Source organism: Pontiella sulfatireligans (genome assembly GCF_900890705.1).
Classification (GTDB): Bacteria; Verrucomicrobiota; Kiritimatiellia; order Kiritimatiellales; family Pontiellaceae; genus Pontiella; species Pontiella sulfatireligans.
The window spans coordinates 3,053,476-3,072,340 of record NZ_CAAHFH010000001.1; the positions used below are offsets into that span (position 1 = coordinate 3,053,476).

The 18,865-nt window shown below is 56.8% G+C and carries 12 protein-coding genes; 1 reads left to right on the top strand and 11 read right to left on the bottom strand.

Annotation, left to right across the window (positions count from 1 at the left end; all coding sequences use genetic code 11):
• Window positions 1-13: 13 nt before the first annotated feature.
• From SCARR_RS10535 to ileS, 9 genes are all read right to left on the bottom strand, one after another.
• Window positions 14-1,624 (bottom strand): sulfatase family protein, encoded by a 1,611-nt coding sequence (locus SCARR_RS10535; protein ID WP_222846261.1) that lies wholly within the window; start codon window positions 1,622-1,624, stop codon window positions 14-16.
• A 27-nt stretch (window positions 1,625-1,651) separates the two neighbouring features.
• Window positions 1,652-2,449, bottom strand: a complete 798-nt coding sequence (locus tag SCARR_RS10540; RefSeq protein ID WP_136061544.1) for a HEAT repeat domain-containing protein — start codon at window positions 2,447-2,449, stop codon at window positions 1,652-1,654.
• A 78-nt stretch (window positions 2,450-2,527) separates the two neighbouring features.
• Window positions 2,528-3,904 (bottom strand): alkaline phosphatase, encoded by a 1,377-nt coding sequence (locus tag SCARR_RS10545; protein ID WP_136061545.1) that lies wholly within the window; start codon window positions 3,902-3,904, stop codon window positions 2,528-2,530.
• Window positions 3,901-4,788 (bottom strand): 3-keto-disaccharide hydrolase, encoded by an 888-nt coding sequence (locus tag SCARR_RS10550; RefSeq protein ID WP_187356365.1) that lies wholly within the window; start codon window positions 4,786-4,788, stop codon window positions 3,901-3,903. Before SCARR_RS10550 ends, SCARR_RS10545 begins: the two co-directional genes overlap by 4 nt.
• A 96-nt stretch (window positions 4,789-4,884) precedes the next feature.
• Window positions 4,885-6,162: a GTPase HflX gene (gene hflX, locus SCARR_RS10555; RefSeq protein WP_136061546.1), complete on the bottom strand. Its 1,278-nt coding sequence runs from the start codon at window positions 6,160-6,162 to the stop codon at window positions 4,885-4,887.
• A gap of 18 nt (window positions 6,163-6,180) precedes the next feature.
• Window positions 6,181-7,152, bottom strand: a complete 972-nt coding sequence (gene miaA, locus SCARR_RS10560) for a tRNA (adenosine(37)-N6)-dimethylallyltransferase MiaA (protein WP_136061547.1) — start codon at window positions 7,150-7,152, stop codon at window positions 6,181-6,183.
• Entirely contained in the window at window positions 7,145-7,624 is a 480-nt protein-coding gene (gene lspA, locus SCARR_RS10565) for a signal peptidase II (RefSeq protein ID WP_136061548.1), read from the bottom strand. Before lspA ends, miaA begins: the two co-directional genes overlap by 8 nt.
• A 163-nt stretch (window positions 7,625-7,787) precedes the next feature.
• Window positions 7,788-8,312: a TraR/DksA family transcriptional regulator gene (locus SCARR_RS10570; RefSeq protein WP_168433226.1), complete on the bottom strand. Its 525-nt coding sequence runs from the start codon at window positions 8,310-8,312 to the stop codon at window positions 7,788-7,790.
• A gap of 98 nt (window positions 8,313-8,410) precedes the next feature.
• Complete coding sequence (gene ileS, locus SCARR_RS10575; RefSeq protein ID WP_136061550.1) at window positions 8,411-11,542, bottom strand: isoleucine--tRNA ligase; 3,132 nt, start codon at window positions 11,540-11,542, stop codon at window positions 8,411-8,413.
• Between the two features lie 353 nt (window positions 11,543-11,895).
• Between ileS and SCARR_RS10580 the strand changes: the two genes are divergently transcribed.
• The gene (locus SCARR_RS10580) at window positions 11,896-15,414 is read left to right on the top strand and encodes an autotransporter family protein (protein ID WP_136061551.1); all 3,519 of its coding nucleotides are present in this window, start codon (window positions 11,896-11,898) and stop codon (window positions 15,412-15,414) included.
• A gap of 516 nt (window positions 15,415-15,930) precedes the next feature.
• Here SCARR_RS10580 and SCARR_RS10590 read toward each other — a convergent pair.
• Both SCARR_RS10590 and rlmN read right to left on the bottom strand, forming a co-directional pair.
• Window positions 15,931-17,763: an amino acid permease gene (locus SCARR_RS10590; RefSeq protein WP_136061552.1), complete on the bottom strand. Its 1,833-nt coding sequence runs from the start codon at window positions 17,761-17,763 to the stop codon at window positions 15,931-15,933.
• A complete protein-coding gene (rlmN, locus tag SCARR_RS10595) occupies window positions 17,760-18,800 on the bottom strand; it encodes a 23S rRNA (adenine(2503)-C(2))-methyltransferase RlmN (RefSeq protein ID WP_136061553.1) in 1,041 nt (346 codons plus the stop codon). Before rlmN ends, SCARR_RS10590 begins: the two co-directional genes overlap by 4 nt.
• Between the last annotated feature and the right edge of the window lie 65 nt (window positions 18,801-18,865).

An 18,865-nucleotide genomic window follows, 5' to 3' on the forward strand; every position in this document is an offset into this window, starting at 1 on the left:
CGTCCCCTTATCCTCACTTTTTCTTTTCCGCCTGCTTGCGGACAAACTCCGAGTGATAGTGCATATCCACGTTGGAGAGGTCTTTCTTCTGATTTTCCGGAACCTCGTACTGCGCGCGTGAAGCATCCAGCTCCTTGTGCATACGTTTGACGACTTCGGCATATTCGGGATTGCCGTGCTGGTTTTTCATTTCCTTCGGGTCAGACTGCAGGTCGTAGAGCTCCCACTCGCCGAGATCGTAGAAATTAATCAGCTTGTAGCGGCCGTCATACACGCCCTCGTGGCGCTGAACCATGTGCCAGCCGGGATATTCATAATAGTGGTAATAGTGCGTCGTGCGCCAATCGTCCGGCTTCATGCCGCCCAGGATGGGAACCAGGCTTGCACCCTGCATATCGGCCGGGGCTTCAACTCCGGCGATATCGAGAAAGGTTTCGGCAAAGTCGAGGTTGGAGACGAGATCGGAGTTCACCACCCCCGGCTTGGTGACGCCCGGCCAACTGACGAGCAGCGGCGTGCGGTAGGATTCATCATACATAAAGCGCTTATCGAACCAACCGTGCTCGCCGAGGTAGAAGCCCTGGTCTGACGAATAGACAAAGACCGTGCTCTCCAGCATCCCCTTCTGCTCCAAATAGTTCCATATTTCTCCGACGGAGTCGTCGACCGACTTGATACAGCGCAGATAATCCTTCAGGTAGCGCTGGTATTTCCAACGCACCAAATCCTTGCCCTTCAGGTTGGCCTTCAGAAACGCCTCGTTTTTGGGCTGATAGGCCGCGTTCCAAGCCTTGAGCTGTTCCGGCGTCATCCGCTTCTGGATGCGGTCGGCCAACTGGCCATTAAAATCGTCTTCCTTAATTTTAAGGTCCTTGCCCAGCTCCATGGTTTTTTCAATGCTCATGTCTTGCTCGCGCGCCGCAGTGCCTCGACCGGCATAGTCGTCGAACAGCGTATCGGGCTCAGGCATCGTGGTGCCGTCAAAGGCGTTCAGATATTTCGGCGCGGGCGACCACTCCCGATGCGGCGCCTTGTGCTGCACCATTAGAATGAAGGGCTTGGCGGGATCGCGTTGCTCATCAAGCCACTTCTTTGCTTTCCAGGTGATAATGTCCGTAACGTAGCCCGTTTCGCGATGCGTCCCTTCCGGGGCGTCAAAATCAGGACTGTAATAATATCCTTGGCCCGGAAGCACTTCCCAATAGTCGAAGCCGGTCGGATCGCTTCCTAGATGCCACTTGCCGATGATCGCCGTTTGGTAGCCCGCTTTCTGCAGCAGCTTCGGGAACGTTTGCTGCGAGCCGTCGAACACCGTTGCCTCGTTGACCATAAAGCCGTTCAGATGGCTGTGCTTACCCGTCAGGATGGTGGCTCGGCTCGGGCCGCAAATCGAGTTGCCCACCAGACAGCGCGTGAACAGCATGCCCTTTTCAGCGATGCGGTCGAGGTTCGGCGTCGGCGCAACATTGGCCAGCATGCCGCCATAAGCGCTGATCGCCTGCGTTGCATGGTCATCGCTAAAAATAAAAACAATGTTGGGGCGGGAGGGTGCAGCCCCCATTGCCCAGCACGCCGATCCGAGCATTACGCCCATGAACATCAACACATTCCGCTTCACATTCATAACGTGTTCCTTTAAAGCCGGCGGACTCTACTCGGAGAAGAGGTCGATCAGCTCTTTTTCATTTTGACTGAACCAGCTAAGGGCTTCCGCTTCAGAGCTGAACTCTTCTTCTGAAATAAACCGTAAGTTTTCCTGCGCCAGATCCCGCACCTCTTGGTTCTCGTCGTTCATCATTCTCGCAATCGAGGGAAAGGATAGATGATCCGGCAAGTAGACCAAACGGTCGACGGCCTCCAGCCGCAGTGCGGCGCTGGGAGAGTTGAGTGCGGTTTCCATCATCCGAATGCTCAGCACCGGGTCGTCGATCTCATCAATCGCCTCCCAAAAGGCTTCTTCGGCCAATGCGTTGATCTCCGGATCTTGGTCGCCGAAAAAAGCGACCATATCGATCGCCGCCGCCCCACCGATCCAGCGCATGACATCCAACGCATCCATGCGCACTTCGCGGTTGGGATGCGAGGCCAACCGGCGGGCTTCCTTTAAGGCGCTGGCCTCGTCTCCAGTATCGAGGAACTCGGTCATTGGAGCCGAAACCTCAAACGACTCGGAAATATCCGCGACCTCCTCCGGAGTCATTTCCTCGATTCCCGCGCTAGACAGAATAGCCTCTTTAAGATCCGATTCCTTTTCCTCCGCCTCGGAGCTGCTTGTTCCGGGAGCAATCGACGGCGCCTCCGTCGCGCTCGATTCAACGCCTTGGCTTGCAACGAAGCTTTGCGGCTCCGGTTGTCCCGGCTGTTCCGGCCCCCCTGAACGGAGCAGCAAAACAACTGCCCCAACCAGTACGATTCCGGCAGCAACAGCCATGTGTAATTTTTTCATCATTCTCTCCTCACCCTCGATTACTGCTTAAAAACTCGGAAAATAATATCTACATCCCTGCAGAATTCTAGCCCTGAACGATTAAAAAGAGCCGAGCAGCTGCCGCAGCGTGCTTCCAAGGTCGGTATTGTCGTTATCACCGCTAAAGCGTTCCGCCCAACCGCCATAGGACGTGGTGGCGACCCGGGTATCCGTATGCCCAAAACTACTCCATTGAGCTCCGGCGCGCGAGGCCAGCTCGTGCAGGCAGCTCACCACCGCCGCATTCTTTTTCCCGTACATTTTCTGCACCGCAAGACTGCGAGGATCCTTGGCGTCGTCCGAAAACACCGCCTCAACCGCCTCGCGAATGCGGGCGCCGCTTTCCTCCGTCAGGGCAGTAAAGCCAAACACCTCAACCATCCGGTTATAGGCGGCATCTGTCGCCACGCTCCCGCCCCTCTTCCATTTCTTGATTTCGTTGGCATAATGCGCCGACTGGAATTTTTGCACATCGATGACGGAAGCCATATCCTGCGGAGGCGGGCCTTCGTTCAGCAGCAGCCCGCCCGTTTCGTGGTCGGCCGTCACAACAAGCAACGACTCCTTGGGGTGCTTTTCACAAAACTCCAGCGCCGTCTTCACCGCCTCGTCGAACGCCAGCGTTTCATGGATGTTGGAGGCCAAATCGTTGGCATGGCCGCTCCAGTCAATCTTGCCGCCTTCGACCATCATGAAGAAACCTTTCGGGCCATCGAGCAGTTCGATTCCCTTGCGGACATAGTCGTTCAGCGAAATCTCCTGCTTCCCCTCAATCGCATAGCCGAGACTATGCTCCACGAGCACCTTGCCACATCCCGGCTTGAGCGCATCGAAGGCCGAACGATCACTCACCGGCTGGTAGCCGGCATCCTTCGCCAACTGTTCCGGCGGCACCTTTCCTTTGGACTTGCCGCGCCCCAGCATGGGCTCGCCGGCAAAATAGTCGATGTTCGACTGCGCAAGGTCTTCATCGATTTCGTAATACATGCTGCGTTTCGGAACGGTGGCATAGAACGAGGCCGGCGTGGCGTGGTCGATCGGAACGGAAGTCACGATGCCGACCTTCATGCCGGCATCCATCGCATCATAGGCCATCGACCGCAGCGGCGTCTGCAAATCCGCTCCCAGGCAAATGGCGCCGTTGACGGTTTTCGAGCCGGTGGCCAACGCCGTTCCGGCCGCCGCGGAATCCGTCACCTTCCCCGAGATTTCCGTCGTAGAGGTCAGCGCCTTGGCCGGAAGCTGGTTCATCGCCAGCCCGCCCTTGCGCGCCGGATATTTCATCCGGGCATAACGGTCAGCGGCTTCGCGCTGGGCCACGCCCATGCCGTCGCCGATCATATAGAAAATATATTTGGGCTTCTGCGGTTTGCCGCGCCCCACTCCCAGCGCCACCGACGACGCACCCAGCACACCTAAAAAACATCTACGCTTCATAAAACTCCTTTTCTGTGAAAATACGCTTCCGGCTTCAACCGAAGCTGCGACTTAATGGGATCTGGAAAACCAGTGATTGAACGGATCTGGAGGTCTTTATAGAAACATTCCGCCGCTTCGGACTGAATCTGGATCTGCCCGCGGATCAATGGAGACCCATCTTTTTTGCGCGCGTTTTCCACCACCATCACAATCAAGCCGTTCACCACATGAACGGACGTGTCGCCCACCGCATAAATCTCCATATGGTTCCACTCGCCATGCGGCGCGTCAGGTTCGGGAAAAGCGCTGATGTAGCCGCTGGAATAGGCGGCGCTGGCCGGATCAAAACGCGGGCGTTTTGTGCCTTCAACTTTCGAGGTGCGGATTTCTGCGCGGGGGCCGGCGATCTGAATAAAATCGCCGAGATCGGTTTCCTGCACCTGGCATTCGAGGCTCGATTTCCAGACGCCCCAAAAAGTGCCGTGCTCTCCGTGGCAGTGATAGAGCACGCCGCTGTCGCGCAATTGATCCAGACGGGGCGCCCACTTCTTTTCGCCCCACTTTATTTTGAAGCTCAGATGATAGTTTTCATATTCCGCCAGCGTGGTGAGCCCGCCATAGATTTCGCCGGAAACATGGAGCATCGGCTCGCCCCCGTCTTCAGTCATCGAGAACACGCGCTTCACATCGGCATTGAGGCCCATCGGAACGCCTTTGTGGCAGTCTTCAGACGTTTCCGTCCCAGCGGACAGGCCCTGTACGCTCGTATGCGGAATCCCCATCCAGACTTCGAATTGCGAAAGGTTTTGATCCAGCAACGGCGTCCACGCTGCAGCGCCCGCGTTCAACGAGACGGCCCAAACGGCCCCCGCAGCCAAATGCAGCATTAATGATTTTGCCATAGAATTTCCTTCATAAACAAATAAGCAACGAAACTACACCAACGGAAAGAAAGGAGCAATTTACAAAACCAAGGAACCCATGGGCGCAAAGCGCGCCTATTCCACCGCGAACGGCCGGCATTGCGCGGCGATCTGGGCAGAGACGCGCACCAGCAGCTCGGCATTGGCGCCTTCATATTCCTGCTCCAGGATCGAGGCGTTTTTCTGCAGCGTGGCCAGCAGCTTTCCCTCGCTGAGCGGTACGGAAAGCTTGAGTTCAACCTTGCGCCCCTTGAGGCAGTCGGCCAGCTCGTCAAACAAGAGATCGATCCCCTCTCCCGTCAGCGCCGAAACCGCCGCCGACTTCGAAAACTGGGCCTTCAAACGCTTGGCGGCGTTGCGTCCCCGCTCCTCGTCGATCTTGTTGAAGACATAAAGCATGGGCTTGTCGAGCCCGCCGATTTCGTCGAGCACCTTGTGCACCGCTTCAATCTGCATCTCAACCTGCGGATGCAAGGCATCGATCACATGCACAATCAAGTCGGCCTCCGCCACCTCTTCGAGCGTGGCCTTGAACGAATCAACCAAATGGTGCGGAAGCTTTTGAATAAAGCCCACCGTGTCGGTCATCAACATCGGTTCATGGTTCGGCAGTTCCACCTGGCGGGTGGTCGGATCGAGCGTGGCAAAAAGCTGGTCTTCGGCATAGATGTCGGCGCCGGACAGTCGGTTGAGCAGCGTGGATTTTCCTGCATTGGTGTAGCCGACAATGGAGACCAGCGCCCAGCCGTGGCGACGGCGACCGCGGCGTTGCTCGGTGCGGCGGGTACGCACCAGTTTCAGATCGCGTTTAATGGTCTTGATCAAATCCTCAATACGGCGGCGGTCCATTTCGAGCTGCGTTTCGCCCGGCCCGCGCAGGCCGATACCGCCCTGCTGGCGCTCCAGATGCGTCCACATGTTGCGCAGACGCGGCAACAGGTACAGGTGCTGCGCGAGTTCAACCTGCAGACTGCCCTCCCTCGTGTGGGCGCGTTGCGCAAAGATATCGAGAATCAGCTGGGTGCGGTCGAGCACGCGCGTTTCGAGCACCTTTTCGAGGTTGCGGCCCTGGGCCGGCGTCAAGTCGTCGTCGAACACCACCATCGAAACAGGATTTTCCTTGATCCAGTCGGCAATTTCTTCGGCCTTGCCGGTGCCGATGTAGTGTCCGGCCTTAATCTTTGGCTGGCGGCAAACAAAGCGGCCCACCACCTCCGCGCCCGCACTTTCCGCCAACTGGGCGAGTTCGTCCATCGTGTCCTTCACCTTCCACTCCTCATCGCCTCGGAGCACCACCCCAACAAGGAGCACGGTTTCGACATCGGTATTCTGAGTTTCTAATAATTCTGACATTCTTGATCACAATCCTTGTTAACCACAAAATTGAACCGCTGTTGCTCCGTTTCTTTTCCAGGCATTGGAAACGGCTTCGGCGAGTTTTCCCACGGTTTGGTACGCCGCCGTTTCGATCCACTCAACATTAAGCTGATTGCGGAACCAGGTCATTTGACGCTTGGCGAGCTGGCGGGTGCGGATGACGGTTTTTTCTTTGGCGGCTTCGAGCGTCATTTCGTTTTTCAAAACTGCAAAAGCTTCGGCATAGCCAATGGCCTGCAGGGCGGTCGGGGAAAGGTCAAGTTCGGACAGCCCCTTGGCCTCGTCGAGCAGGCCGGATGCATACATTGCTTCCACGCGCTGTTCGATGCGCTGCAGGAGCACTTCGCGCTCGACATGCAGACCAACGATGACCGGCTTGGGGCGGGAATTCCAGGCCCTGTTCTGCCGGGCAGGCGAAGATTGCTGCGCTTGCTCGCAATCACCTGCGGTACGTTCGAGGATGCGGATCAGACGGCGCGGGTTTTGCTGGTCGTCGATCGTCAATGTATTAAAAAGTTCGGTGGCTTCTTTTTTTGCACGGTTTTCCAAGGATTGGAAGTCGAGCGCTTCGAGCTCGGAGCGAAGAGCCGTGTTTTCGGGAGGCACGTCGTCGAAGCCTTCGGTCAGGCATTTGACATAGAGCCCAGTGCCTCCAGCGACGATGATTTCGCGCCCGGATTCAAAGGCGGGCTTCACCGCGTCGAGATAGGCGGCGACGCTGAACTTTTCGGTCGGCTCGGCGAGATCGAAGCCGGCATAGTCTGCCTTTTCCCGCTCACTGCAAGAGGGCTTTGCGGTGCCGATGTCCATGCCGCGGTAGAGATTCATCGAGTCGGCGGAGACAATCAGCCGCCCTTCCCGCTCGGCGATGTATTGCGCAACGGAGCTTTTGCCCGAAGCGGTTGTCCCAACTAGAAAATATGCAACCGGCGTATTGCGTACTGCGTATTGCGTATTGCTAGGCATCCTTCAGTTCCTCGTCGCCCTCGCCCTCCTTCTTCTGGAGGAGGTTGGTGAGGATGTAGAGGCCGACGGCGATGCAGATGGCGGAGTCAGCCACATTGAACGAAGGATAATGGTATGATCCGAACTGGAAATCCAGAAAGTCGGTCACCCAGCCGAAGCGGATGCGGTCGATCAGGTTTCCGGCAATGCCTCCAATCATAAGACCGAACAGGATTTTATGCAAAAACTGCTCCTGCAGGAAGGAGCGACGGTAAACAACCAGCAAAACGAGAACGGCCGCTGAAATCAAAATAAGAATGATTCCGTGGCCGCTGAGCATGTTCCAGGCCGCGCCATCGTTGCGGACGTAGACCAGATTGAAAAACCCATCGATGACTGGGCGGGATTCGCCGTAGATAAAATGTGCACGAACGGCCTGTTTGGTGAACTGATCCAAAAACAGAATAGCTAAGCCAATCAGAAGCACTGTCATGCACAAACCCTAAATCCTAATTTCTAAATCCTAAACAAATTCCAAACGATAAACGGGAAAATCCAAAACAGATCTTTCCCGCCATTTGAGCTTCCCTATTTGAGCCTTATTTAAAACTTAGCGGTTGGGGATTAGGATTTCCGAAACGACTCGGCCGTTTCGGCTATATCCCGCGCATACTGGCGCCGAACGGGCGGTAGGTGGAGTGGCCCTTTTCAATTTCAGATTGCGCCTTGATGGAGTAGCGCACGTAGGGCAGCGCCTCGAGACGCTCGATATTGATGGCGACGTCCGTCATTTCGCAAACGCCGTAGGAGCCGTTTTCGAGGCGGCGGATCGCTTCGTCGATTTCGAACAGCACGTCCTGCTCGTTGCTGAGCTGGTTAAGTGCAAACTCGCGGTCGAAGGTGTCGGTTCCCTGATCGGAAAGCGACGGATCGCGGTCGCTCTGGCCGAGCGAGTCGCGGTTGATCGAGATAATTTCCCCACTTACCCGTTCACGAAGTACGAGCAGGCGGAAAAGCTGTTCTTTCAGCTGCTTGGCGGTAAAATGCTTATTCCGAGCAATCTTTCCGGTGAGCGGGCCGCCTTTGCTCGTGGCGACGGGCGGAGCGGAAGTCTTGGAAGTTGCTTTCTTTGCCGCCTTCTTTTTTGCGGGCGCTTTTTTTGCTGTCTTTTTCGTAGCCATTTTAGCGTATTCTCCAGTGCAAAATCCGGTTCCTCCCGAATTGAAGGGTTGGGTATTTATCATCTGCCCCTACCCCTGTCAACCAACATATCAAGCAATTAAGAGGCAGTCCTTATAGACAGGAAACAGGCGTGCCCGTTCAAATCCCATTGCATGCCGGTTTCATCTTCTTCCGATTGCGCTTTGCAAGAAAGGGCAAGCGTTTCCGCCTCAATATAATTTCCATACTTAGCAACTGCCGTGCCAATGGCCTCATCGCCCTTGAATCCGATATGGATGCGCTGAATTACTTCCAAATCCATTTCCTTGCGCATGCTCTGGATCTTATTCACAAATTCACGTGCCAGTCCTTCGGTTAGCAAGCCTTCGGTCAGCTGCGTATCGAGTCCGACCACCAGCGAACCTTCGGCGCTCACGGCCATGCCCTCTTTCGGGTTGCGAACCACTTCGATGTCGCTGCTCGTCAGCTCGATGGTCTTGCCTTCCAATTCGACGGCCACGGTTTCGCCGGCGGAAATCGAGGCGATTTGCTCGTCGGTCAGGCTATTGATCAACGGAACGGCCTTCTTCATCAGCGGGCCGAGTTTGGGGCCGAGCTGCTTAAAATTGGGCTTGGCCTGGATCGTGGCCAACTCCGAGGAGTCGGTTGAAAACTCGACGGTGCGGACGTTCAGCTCGTCGGAAATCAAACTTTCCAATGCCTGGATATTGGCGAGCAGTTTTTCGTCGTCGCACACCACATGCATCTTGGCGAGAGGCTGGCGGTTTTTCAGCTTATACTCGCCGCGCAGCGTACGGCCCTGCTCGACGGCGCTCATCACCACGGCCATCTGGCCCTCGAGCACCTCGTCGCGCTTGGCGTCGGCGGCGGTCGGGAAGTCGCAGAGGTGCACGGATTCCGGCATGTCGTCCGTCTTGAGGTTTTGATAGATCGTTTCCGAGATGAACGGCGTAAACGGCGCGGCAATTTTAGAAAGGCCGATCAGCACTTCGTAAAGCGTGGAATAGGCCTGCATCTTGTCGGTATCGTCCTCGCTCTTCCAGAAGCGGCGGCGCGAACGGCGGATGTACCAATTCGTCAGGTCTTCGATAAACTGCACGAACGGCCGGACGGAGGCCTGCAGGTCGTAGCGGTCCATCGCATCGCTCACCTGCTGCTCTAAGCGGGCCAGCGAGCTTTGGATCCAGCGGTCCATCAGGTTGTCGCGCTCCGGCACCGACTGCGCCGGCGTCCATTCGTCGATGTTGGCGTAGGTAACGAAAAAGCTGTAGGCATTCCACCACGGCAGGAGCAGATGGCGGAGCGAATGCTTCACGCCCTCTTCGGACATGCGGAGCGACTCCGCACGCACCACCGGCGAATAGATCATGTAAAGGCGCAGCGCATCCGCTCCGTATTCGTTGATCACATTCATCGGGTCGGGATAGTTCTTGAGGCGCTTGCTCATCTTGAGCCCGTCCTCGGCCAGCACCATGCCGTTGACGACCACGTTCTTAAAGGCCGGCTTGTCGAACAACGCCGTGGAGAGCACCATCAGCGTGTAGAACCAGCCGCGGGTCTGGTCGAGCCCTTCAGCAATGAAGTCGGCCGGGAAGTTGGCCTCGAAATGCTCCTTGTTTTCAAAGGGATAGTGGTTTTGCGCATACGGCATCGATCCGGATTCGAACCAGCAGTCGAGCACTTCCGGCGTGCGCTTGTAGGTTTTGCCGTCCTTTTCAATGAGGATCTTGTCGACATGGTGCTTATGCAAATCATCCACTTTGACGCCGGAAAGCTCTTCGAGCTGCTCGCAGGAAGAAACACAGATGATGTCGTCTTTGTCATCGACGTTCACCCACAACGGAATGCACGAACCCCAAAAGCGGTTGCGGCTGATGTTCCAATCCTTGGCGTCGGCCAGCCAGTTGGCAAAGCGCTTTTCGCCCACATAATCCGGCGTCCAGTGCACACCTGCATTGTTTTTGAGCATGCGCTCGCGCAGATCCTCCACCCGCACATACCACGCGTCGATGGCGCGGTAGATCAGCGGCGTGTCGGTGCGTTCGCAGAAGGGATAGCTATGCTGGATGGTCGACTGGTAGATCAGCTTGCCGCCATGCTTGAGCGCCTGGATGATCGCCTTGTCGGCATCTTTGCAGAACTCGCCTTCGTAGTCCGGCACCAGGCCGGTAAATTTGCAGTCCTCATCGAGTGGATCGACCAGCGGAATATCATAGCCCCGGCAGACGCGGTAGTCGTCTTCGCCGTAGGCCGGCGCCATGTGTACGATGCCCGTGCCGTCCTCGGTCGAAACAAAGTCGTCGTTAAGAATCTGGAACGAATGGGGATTGCCCCCGAAAAAGTCGAAGATCGGCTCATATTTCAGCCCTTCGAGCTCCGAGCCCTTAAAGGTTTTAAGGATTTCATACTCCTCTTCCTTCTTGTAGTAGGCCGAAACACGCGCCGCCGCCAAAACAAAGACCTCGTGGGTTTCTTTATCCTTAAGGGCCACATAATCAATATCCGGACCGGCGCAGATGGCCAGGTTGCCCGGCAGCGTCCACGGGGTGGTCGTCCAGATCAGCGCACTGGCATGCTCGAACTCAAAATCGAGCAGCCGGACGCGAACCGTGATGGCCGGATCCTGCACATCCTGATAGTTCCGGCCCGCCTCAAAGTTGGAAAGCGGCGTATTGAGCTTCCAGCTGTAGGGCATGATGCGGTGCGCTTTATAGATGCGGTCCTGCTCCCACAACTGCGAGAAGACCCACCAAATCGTCTCCATGAAGTTTTTGTCCATGGTTTTGTAGTCGTTTTTAAAGTCGACCCAGCGCCCCATGCGGGTGACGGTCTTTTCCCATTCCTCCACATATGTGGTCACCATCGAGCGGCACTGCTCGTTGAACACGTCCACCCCTGCCTCTTGAATGGCGGGCGCGCCCGCGAGCCCGAGCGCCTCCTGCGCCAGCGCCTCGATCGGCAGGCCGTGGCAGTCCCAGCCAAAGCGGCGCGAGACATAATGGCCCCGCATCGCCTGGTAGCGCGGGATGATGTCCTTGATCGTTCCGGCAAGCAAATGGCCGTAGTGCGGCAGGCCGGTAGCGAACGGAGGGCCGTCATAAAAGACAAACTCCTTGCCTTCCTTACGGGATTCCACCGATTTTTTGAAGATATCCTGCTCCGCCCAGAGCTTGAGAACCTCTTCCTCCATGCCGGGGAAGCTGACTTTGCTTGATACATCTGAAAACATGATTACCTCTTCTGATGCGTGACGAGTAAGACGTGATCCATGGCACCGGCAAACTCTTGCAGGCTTTTTCCCTCACGCCTCAACCGTCACGTTTCACGTTAATTGGAAAGCGCAGAATGTAGCGACTGGCTTGCATGAAGACAAGCAGGCAGGCATGCGAAATGCGCGATTCAACACCAACTTCAGGTGCAGAAAACGCGCATGGAACGATTCGGACCACGATGGCAATTGAAACTTAAAAAGCGGGATTTCATTTTATACTCGAAATGAATTGATAAAACCTCGCCCCTGCGCGTACCTTATGGCGTCTTTTGTATGGAGTATTTCGACACAACACTGAGGGGATAAAGAAAATGAAAAGATTGGTAATTGCACTTTTAACAGTCGCATGGTCCGGGATGGCATGGGCTCAACGCACCTTAACCACCTTGACGCCGTCCACCACGTCGCGCTCGACGCTCACCACGGCCTGGTACCTGCCCTATTTCAACTCAGCCAGTGGTGGAAACCTCACTACGATCGGCGAAGGAGAGGATTTGTGGCTGCGCGACGAGTCGCAGATCACCAATAAATTCGTCACATCCGGCGATTCCGCCTTTATGCGCGGAGGCTCCGAAGATGACTTGGTGATTTACATTAATGCCCAGATGACGGGTCGCATCTTCTCGGTCGGAAACGGCGGCGACGATTGGTATGACGACGGTGAAAACTTCGCAAACAATAATACCTGGATCATCGGGCAGGACGATCCGTTGCTTTCAAGCGTTACCGGCAAATCCGTTGACCGCTCGAACGTCAGACAGCGCGTCGACGACAACGCCGTTTCCATCTTTATCCGCGCATCTACGAGCGACACGGATCCAGAAAAGAACATGGGTTCCTACACCTTCGAAGAAGGCAACTATTACGGCGGAAGCGGCCGTTTTGCCGGTGTGATCCAGTATGCCAATAACGTCGAGATCAAAGGGGCATCCTTCAAAGGCGGCGCCTTTGACTCGGAGGCTCTGGACGAGGGCACCATCGTTAGTGGAACGGCCCCTGTGGGACTTTGGGTTGGAAACCTCAAAGGTGCACTCATGATCAGCAACGACACGGACAACGTAAACGACAACTTCGAGGCGGGCGACTTTACATCCGACGGAACCGCCACAGGCGGAGGCACCTACAGCCAAGGCAGCCCGCTGAACGGGGGTGCTGGACTCTATGCGACCACCATCGCGGGCGGCACCACCATCCACGGCGGCACCTTCATCGGCAGCCAAGAGATCGGCAACAACCTCCGAACCCTTGAATACACCGATTTCGACACCATCGATGCCTACGTTTCCGCCTTCGGCGGCGCCGGGGCCCAATTGGAATCCGCGGGCACCGTTACCATCCATGACGGCGATTTCATAGGCGGAGACGCAGGAATCGTAACCGTCGGCGGCCCCAATGCAACCGCCGCCTCCGTCGGAGGCGCCGGCCTGTACATCCATTCCAGCGGAACCACAAAAATATCGGGAGGCACCTATGAAGCCGGCCGAAGCGGCTCGGCCACCATCGTTGCGGGCGGCTACTACCTCTTTGACGAGGACGGCACCGTGACCGAAGCGTCCCCTTCCGACGAAAACGGCCAAGCGACGGCGTACGGCGCAAGCGGCATTTTACTCAACGGCAACGGAGCCACCACGATCAGCAACGTCACGGCAACAGCCTCCAGCGGCGCGTCGGCTAGATCCTCATCCGATGCCCAAGCCTACGGCGGCTCCGGCATCACGGCCATCGACACCGCCCTGACCATCGAAAGCGGCACCTTTACCGGCGCCGACGGCGGGAACGCCACAGGCGAAGGAAACGTTATTGCCATCGGCGGCAGCGGCGTCTACAGCTCCGGCGGCGACCTGACCATCAAAGGCGGCGAGTTTTACGCAGGCGCAGGCGGCACCATCAACGGCACAGCCGATGACGGAAACATCGGCATCATGGTTCTCGACGGCTCGCTGAACATCAGCGAAGCGGTCACCGACACGCTCATCGAAGGAGACATCGCCTTCGGAAACACCGCGGCTGAGACTCTGGCCATCACCGGCGGCACCATCACCGGCGACATCCTCAAGTGGGGCGCAGGAAAAGCCACTGTTAGAGTGAGCACCAATGCAAACTACAGCGGCTCCTTCGTCCAAACAGAAGGCGCAGTTTCTGTTGAGCTAAGCAATTCCGAAGAGGCTAAGTTTTTCTCCGACGTTGCGATTGTTAACAGCGCCATGAGTTTCGATAAAGCGACAGGATTTCAAGGCGAAGAGAAGGTCGTAACAAAGGAAGGCTCTTCCTTCGTCCTCTACGGCACCAACAGCACCTTGACCTTCAATCAGCTAAGTCTGGAGCTTTCGGAAAACTCCGAAATCGACGCCGGCTACGGCCAGATCACAACCGTGGGAGGCAACCTTGAGATGATGGACAACAGCACCATCTCCTTCTCCACCAACTTCCTAACTAAAAATGCGGGCTCTTTAACCGTTGGCGGCGACCTGATTCTCACCAATAGAGGTTCCAAAATCGTGGCCGGCGGCATCGCCGACACCACCGAAGGATCGTACCAAGTGGCATCCAGCGCAAACGTCATCCTTGCCAGCGAATCCTTCACCAACACACTGAGGGATGTGGTCAAGGCCGACTTTGGCTGGCTGACGCAGCTCGACAGCGCCGACACCAATGGCGGCATCACCGTGAACTGGAAATACAAATCGATATCCGATTCAGAAAAACTGATGGATCTCGATCCGCGCCTACTGTCGCTTATTGACAACTCCATCACCAATTCGACGTCGGAAAAATTTTATGATCTAAACAGCCTCGGCGAAGCTTCCGGCACGGAAAACATCAACTACGCCGCCGGACAGTTGCCGGACATTGCGGATTCGGCCTTCCAGGTGCAGCAGGGCATTGCCGACCAGCTCGCCAGCCGCAGCACCGACTTCCGGATCATGAACGGATTTGCATCCTCCAGAAAGCCATTCACCCCCTCCGGCGTGGCAGGACCGGATGCAGCATCCAAACAGGATGGTGCTCCCGAAAAAGACCTGCAGGGCTGGATCCGCGGATACGGCAGTCTCGGCGACCGCGACAAAGACGGGGCTTTTTCCGACTACGACTCCGACACATGGGGAACGATTGTCGGACTCGACAAGAGCTTCGGCAACCTGCTCGTCGGCGTGGCCGGCGGCTATGCGAGAACCCACATCGACGCCTCGCAAACCTACAAGACGGATACCGACACCAAGCATGGATCGGTCTACTCCTCCATCGGTTTTGAGCGCCTCTATTTCGACGCGTCGGCCAACTATGCATGGCTGGACACCGACGAGGAAAACTCCACCACCCGCGGCAGCATTGATGCAACCAGCATGAGCGGCTACATCGGTGGCGGCATGGTCTTCAAGTTCAAAGATCGCTTCGCCATTACTCCGGCAGCGTCGTTCCTGGCCTCCCACTACGATCAGGACTCCTACACCCGCAAAAACGACCTGCTCGGACAGATGAAGGTCGACAGTTATGATGAAGACTCATACTTAAGCTCGCTGGGCGTGAATATTGCATCGGTTCACCATATCGACATCTTCAGCAAAGGCTTTGCCTTCTCGCCCGAACTGCGCATGCACTGGCTGCACGAGTTCAACGACGACCTCGACGACGGCAGCTTTACGCTGCAGGGGCAGGATTTCCCGCTCTTCGTCCGCTCGCGCGACGAAAACTCCTTCCGCTTCGGCCTCGGCTTGGACCTGTGGCATTGGAGATACCAGAACACCAAGTTCGAGTTCGACTACGACGGCATGTTCTCCGACAACTACACGCAGCACATGTTCAGCGGAAAGATCGGCATACAGTTCTAGTTTCCATTCCTTGGAAACGCCAGGCGGTCCACATGTGGACCGCCTTTTTTTGTGGCGCGGAAATCCGTTCCGCGCTTCACCGCACCGCCGAATAACGCGGAACGGAATCCCGCGCTGCGCCTTTAAAAAAAAACCGATACGCCGCATACCTCCATGCATGAACTACAGCGATCAATATATTCAAGCTCTTGAGGCCGAACGGGGCGGCGACTGGGACGACGCGCACCGCATTGTGCAGAACATACCCTCCCCCGAAGCGGCATGAATCCACGCCTATCTTCACCGGGTGGAAGGCGACCTCGGCAACGCCGCCTACTGGTACCGCCGCGCCGAAAAGCCGGAATGCACAACCAACCTCAGCGAGGAATGGAAGATGCTCTACGAAGCGCTGTCTGCACAGCGGCATGGGCCGGAGTCAACAAATGTTTTGTTTAACAGAAGGACGCAAAGACCGCCAAGAACTCCCTAATGCCATCTTTGCGCCCTTCTGTTCAAAACCATCTCTAGTTTTTTTTCTTACATACGCACGCGCTCGCTGAGCAACAGGATATCCTTCAGCTGCGCCTCGTTCTTGGCGGTTGCCCAGCGCTTCTCGAACTCGGGATGCTGGACAATGTGCGCAATGGCCGCCAACGCCTTGAGGTGCATATTGCGCATGTCGCGGCTGCCGACGATCACAAAGAACGCCTTTACGGAAGTATCGATCTCGAACTCGATCCCTTCGCGGCTGCGCACCAGCAGGATCTTGAAGAGCTTTTCGCCGTCGACAATAATGTGCGGAATGGCAACAAAGGGCGTCAACACGCAGCTGCCCTGCGCTTCGCGCTCTTCGAATTTGGCATGGATCTCCTCTTCGGAAAGGGAAAGTTCCCTTTCGAGGGTTTGGGAAATGGCATCGAGCAGGCTCTGTTGCGTGGCACCCGGTTCGAGATCGAGCGCATCGGCTGTTTTGAGGATTTCGTCGAAAGAGTCGTGCACCAGTTCGTCGCGTTGGTGGATGGTTTCGTACAACTCCTTTTCCAACGAATCAGACGTCAGCTCCTTGTTCATGACCTCTTGGGCAATGTGCAGGAGGGCATAGCCCATGTCGGTGCGCTTGCGCCCATAGAAGAAATAGGTCAGCAGGCCAACCACCACGAGCCCCAAGCTGATTTCTACGGCTGCCAGACCCATGTCGATCACGAGCAGCGAAAAGCAGACGATTCCAAAGAGCGGCAGCCACGGACAGAACGGGACGCGGAAGGTTGGGCGGTAGTTCGTCAGCTTGCTGCGGCGCATCACCAGCACGGCGACCGCCGAAAGAATATAGGAGCTGATGACTACGGCCGAGGCCGCCTTTACCAGCTTTTCAATGTCGAGCAGCAGCGCCGCCAGGATGATGCCCCCGGTCAGCACGATCGCCACCGTTGGAGAGCCCTGCTTGTTCACCTTCGCGGCTATGGGCGGCAGCAGCCTGTCGCGACCGAGTGCGAGCGGATAGCGCGAAGCCGACATGATCCCGGCGTTGGCCGTAGTGACAAATGCGAGCACGGCGGCGATGGTGATGGCCACATAGCCAACGGTGCCGGCCAGGATGCGCGCGGTATCGGCAATCGGCGTAAACGAGCCACGCAGTTCGGCGGCGGGAAGAACGCCGACGGTGACCACCAGCAGCAGGGCATAGAGCAGCGTGATCGCGATCGTGGCGGCAATGAATCCGGCTGGAATGTTGCGCCGCGGATTATGCACCTCTTCGGCAATGGTCGCCGTCTTCAACAGGCCGCCGAACGATACAAACACGAATCCGGCCGTTGTAAGAATAGCTTTGAATCCGCCGCCTTCGACGATAAACGGGCGGAAATGCGAAGCCTGAATGTTGGGCGCACCGATCGCAAAATAGATTCCCATCAGCACGAGCAGCGCCATCACAAGCACAACCTCGAACTTGGCCGCCGCCTCGGTGCCCTTAATGTTGAGCACCACAAAAAACGCCGTGACCGGAACCGCAGTGGCAAACAGCGGCACCCGCTCGCCGCTGAGCAAGAACACCACCTCGGCAAGGCCGAACACCGCAAACGCGGTCTTGAGCGACAACGCGAACCAGCTCAAAAGCCCCGCCACCGTGCCCACCAGCGGGCCAAGGCTGCGGGTCAGGAAATAGTAGTCGCCCCCCGCCTTCGGCATCGCGGTCGCCAGCTCGATTACGCTAAACACGCCGATGAGCGCCAGCATGCCCGCAATGAAATAGGAGAGAATCATCGCCGGGCCAATCTGCGAAAACGCCAGCCCCGGCAGCACAAAGATTCCGGAGCTGATCATTGCTCCGGACGCAATGCAAAACACGTCGAGAAACCCAAGTCCTTTCTTCATGCGTCCACCGAACCTTTTCGTTTGTGCTGCACGAGCTGCCCGCAGGCGGCGGCAATGTCCGCCCCAAGCGAATAGCGCAGCGTTACATCAAAGCCAGCCTTCTTCAGGCGGTCTGCAAAGGCCTTCCGCTCCGCTTGCGGTGTGCCTCGCAGGCCGTTGCCGGCATATTCATTAAACGGAATAATGTTAATGTGTACGGGAATGCCGCGCAAGTAGTCTTCCAAGGCCAGCAGATCCTCCTCGCCGTCGTTCACGCCGTCGAGCATCAGGTATTCAATCATCACCTTGCCGTTGCAGGTTGCAGCAAGCAGGGCTTCCCGCAGCCGGTCGAGCAGATATTTGCGCGCCTGCGGCATCAGCCGTTCGCGCACCTCCTGCCGGGCGCTGTGCAGGCTCAACGCCAGCTGCACGTCGGGGAATTGTTGCGTAAATGCATCCATGCCGGGCGGAATGCCGACGGTCGACACTGTGATGCGCGCGCCGGCCAAGTTGAACATTGCCGGCGCTTTGAGGAACGTCACCGCTTCAAAAACCGCAGCGAGGTTGAGCAGCGGTTCGCCCATGCCCATAAAGACCACGTTGCGGACCGTGCGCCCTTCCGGCCGGAGCATGCGGTTGGCCTGGGCAACCTGGTCAAGGATCTCGCCGACGGTCAGGTTGCGCGTAAAGCCCATCATGCCCGTGGCGCAGAAGCTGCAGCAGCAGGCGCAGCCGACCTGCGAAGAAATGCAGATCGACGTTCGGCCGCTTTTGGGGCGCAGCACCACGCTTTCGATCAAATGGTGGTCGGGCGTTTGGAAAATCAGCTTGCTGGCGCCGTCGATCTCGGAATCGTGCCGTTCGGCAAGTTCCAAGCACTGGAAGCGAATGTTTTCCGTAAAGTCGGACCGAGCCTCTTCCGGCAGTTGCGCCAGCGCCTCGCTCCAGTCCTTTGACTTCTTGAACAGCGCATTGCGGAACAGCTTCATGCGATGCGGCTGCACCGCATTGCGGATGCGGATTTCATCGATGGCATCAGTGTCGTAAATCGTCAGCATTGTAGATCCTGTTTAACAAAAAAAGGCCGGCTAGGCCGACCTTTTTTAACCTCCAAGAAGACCAT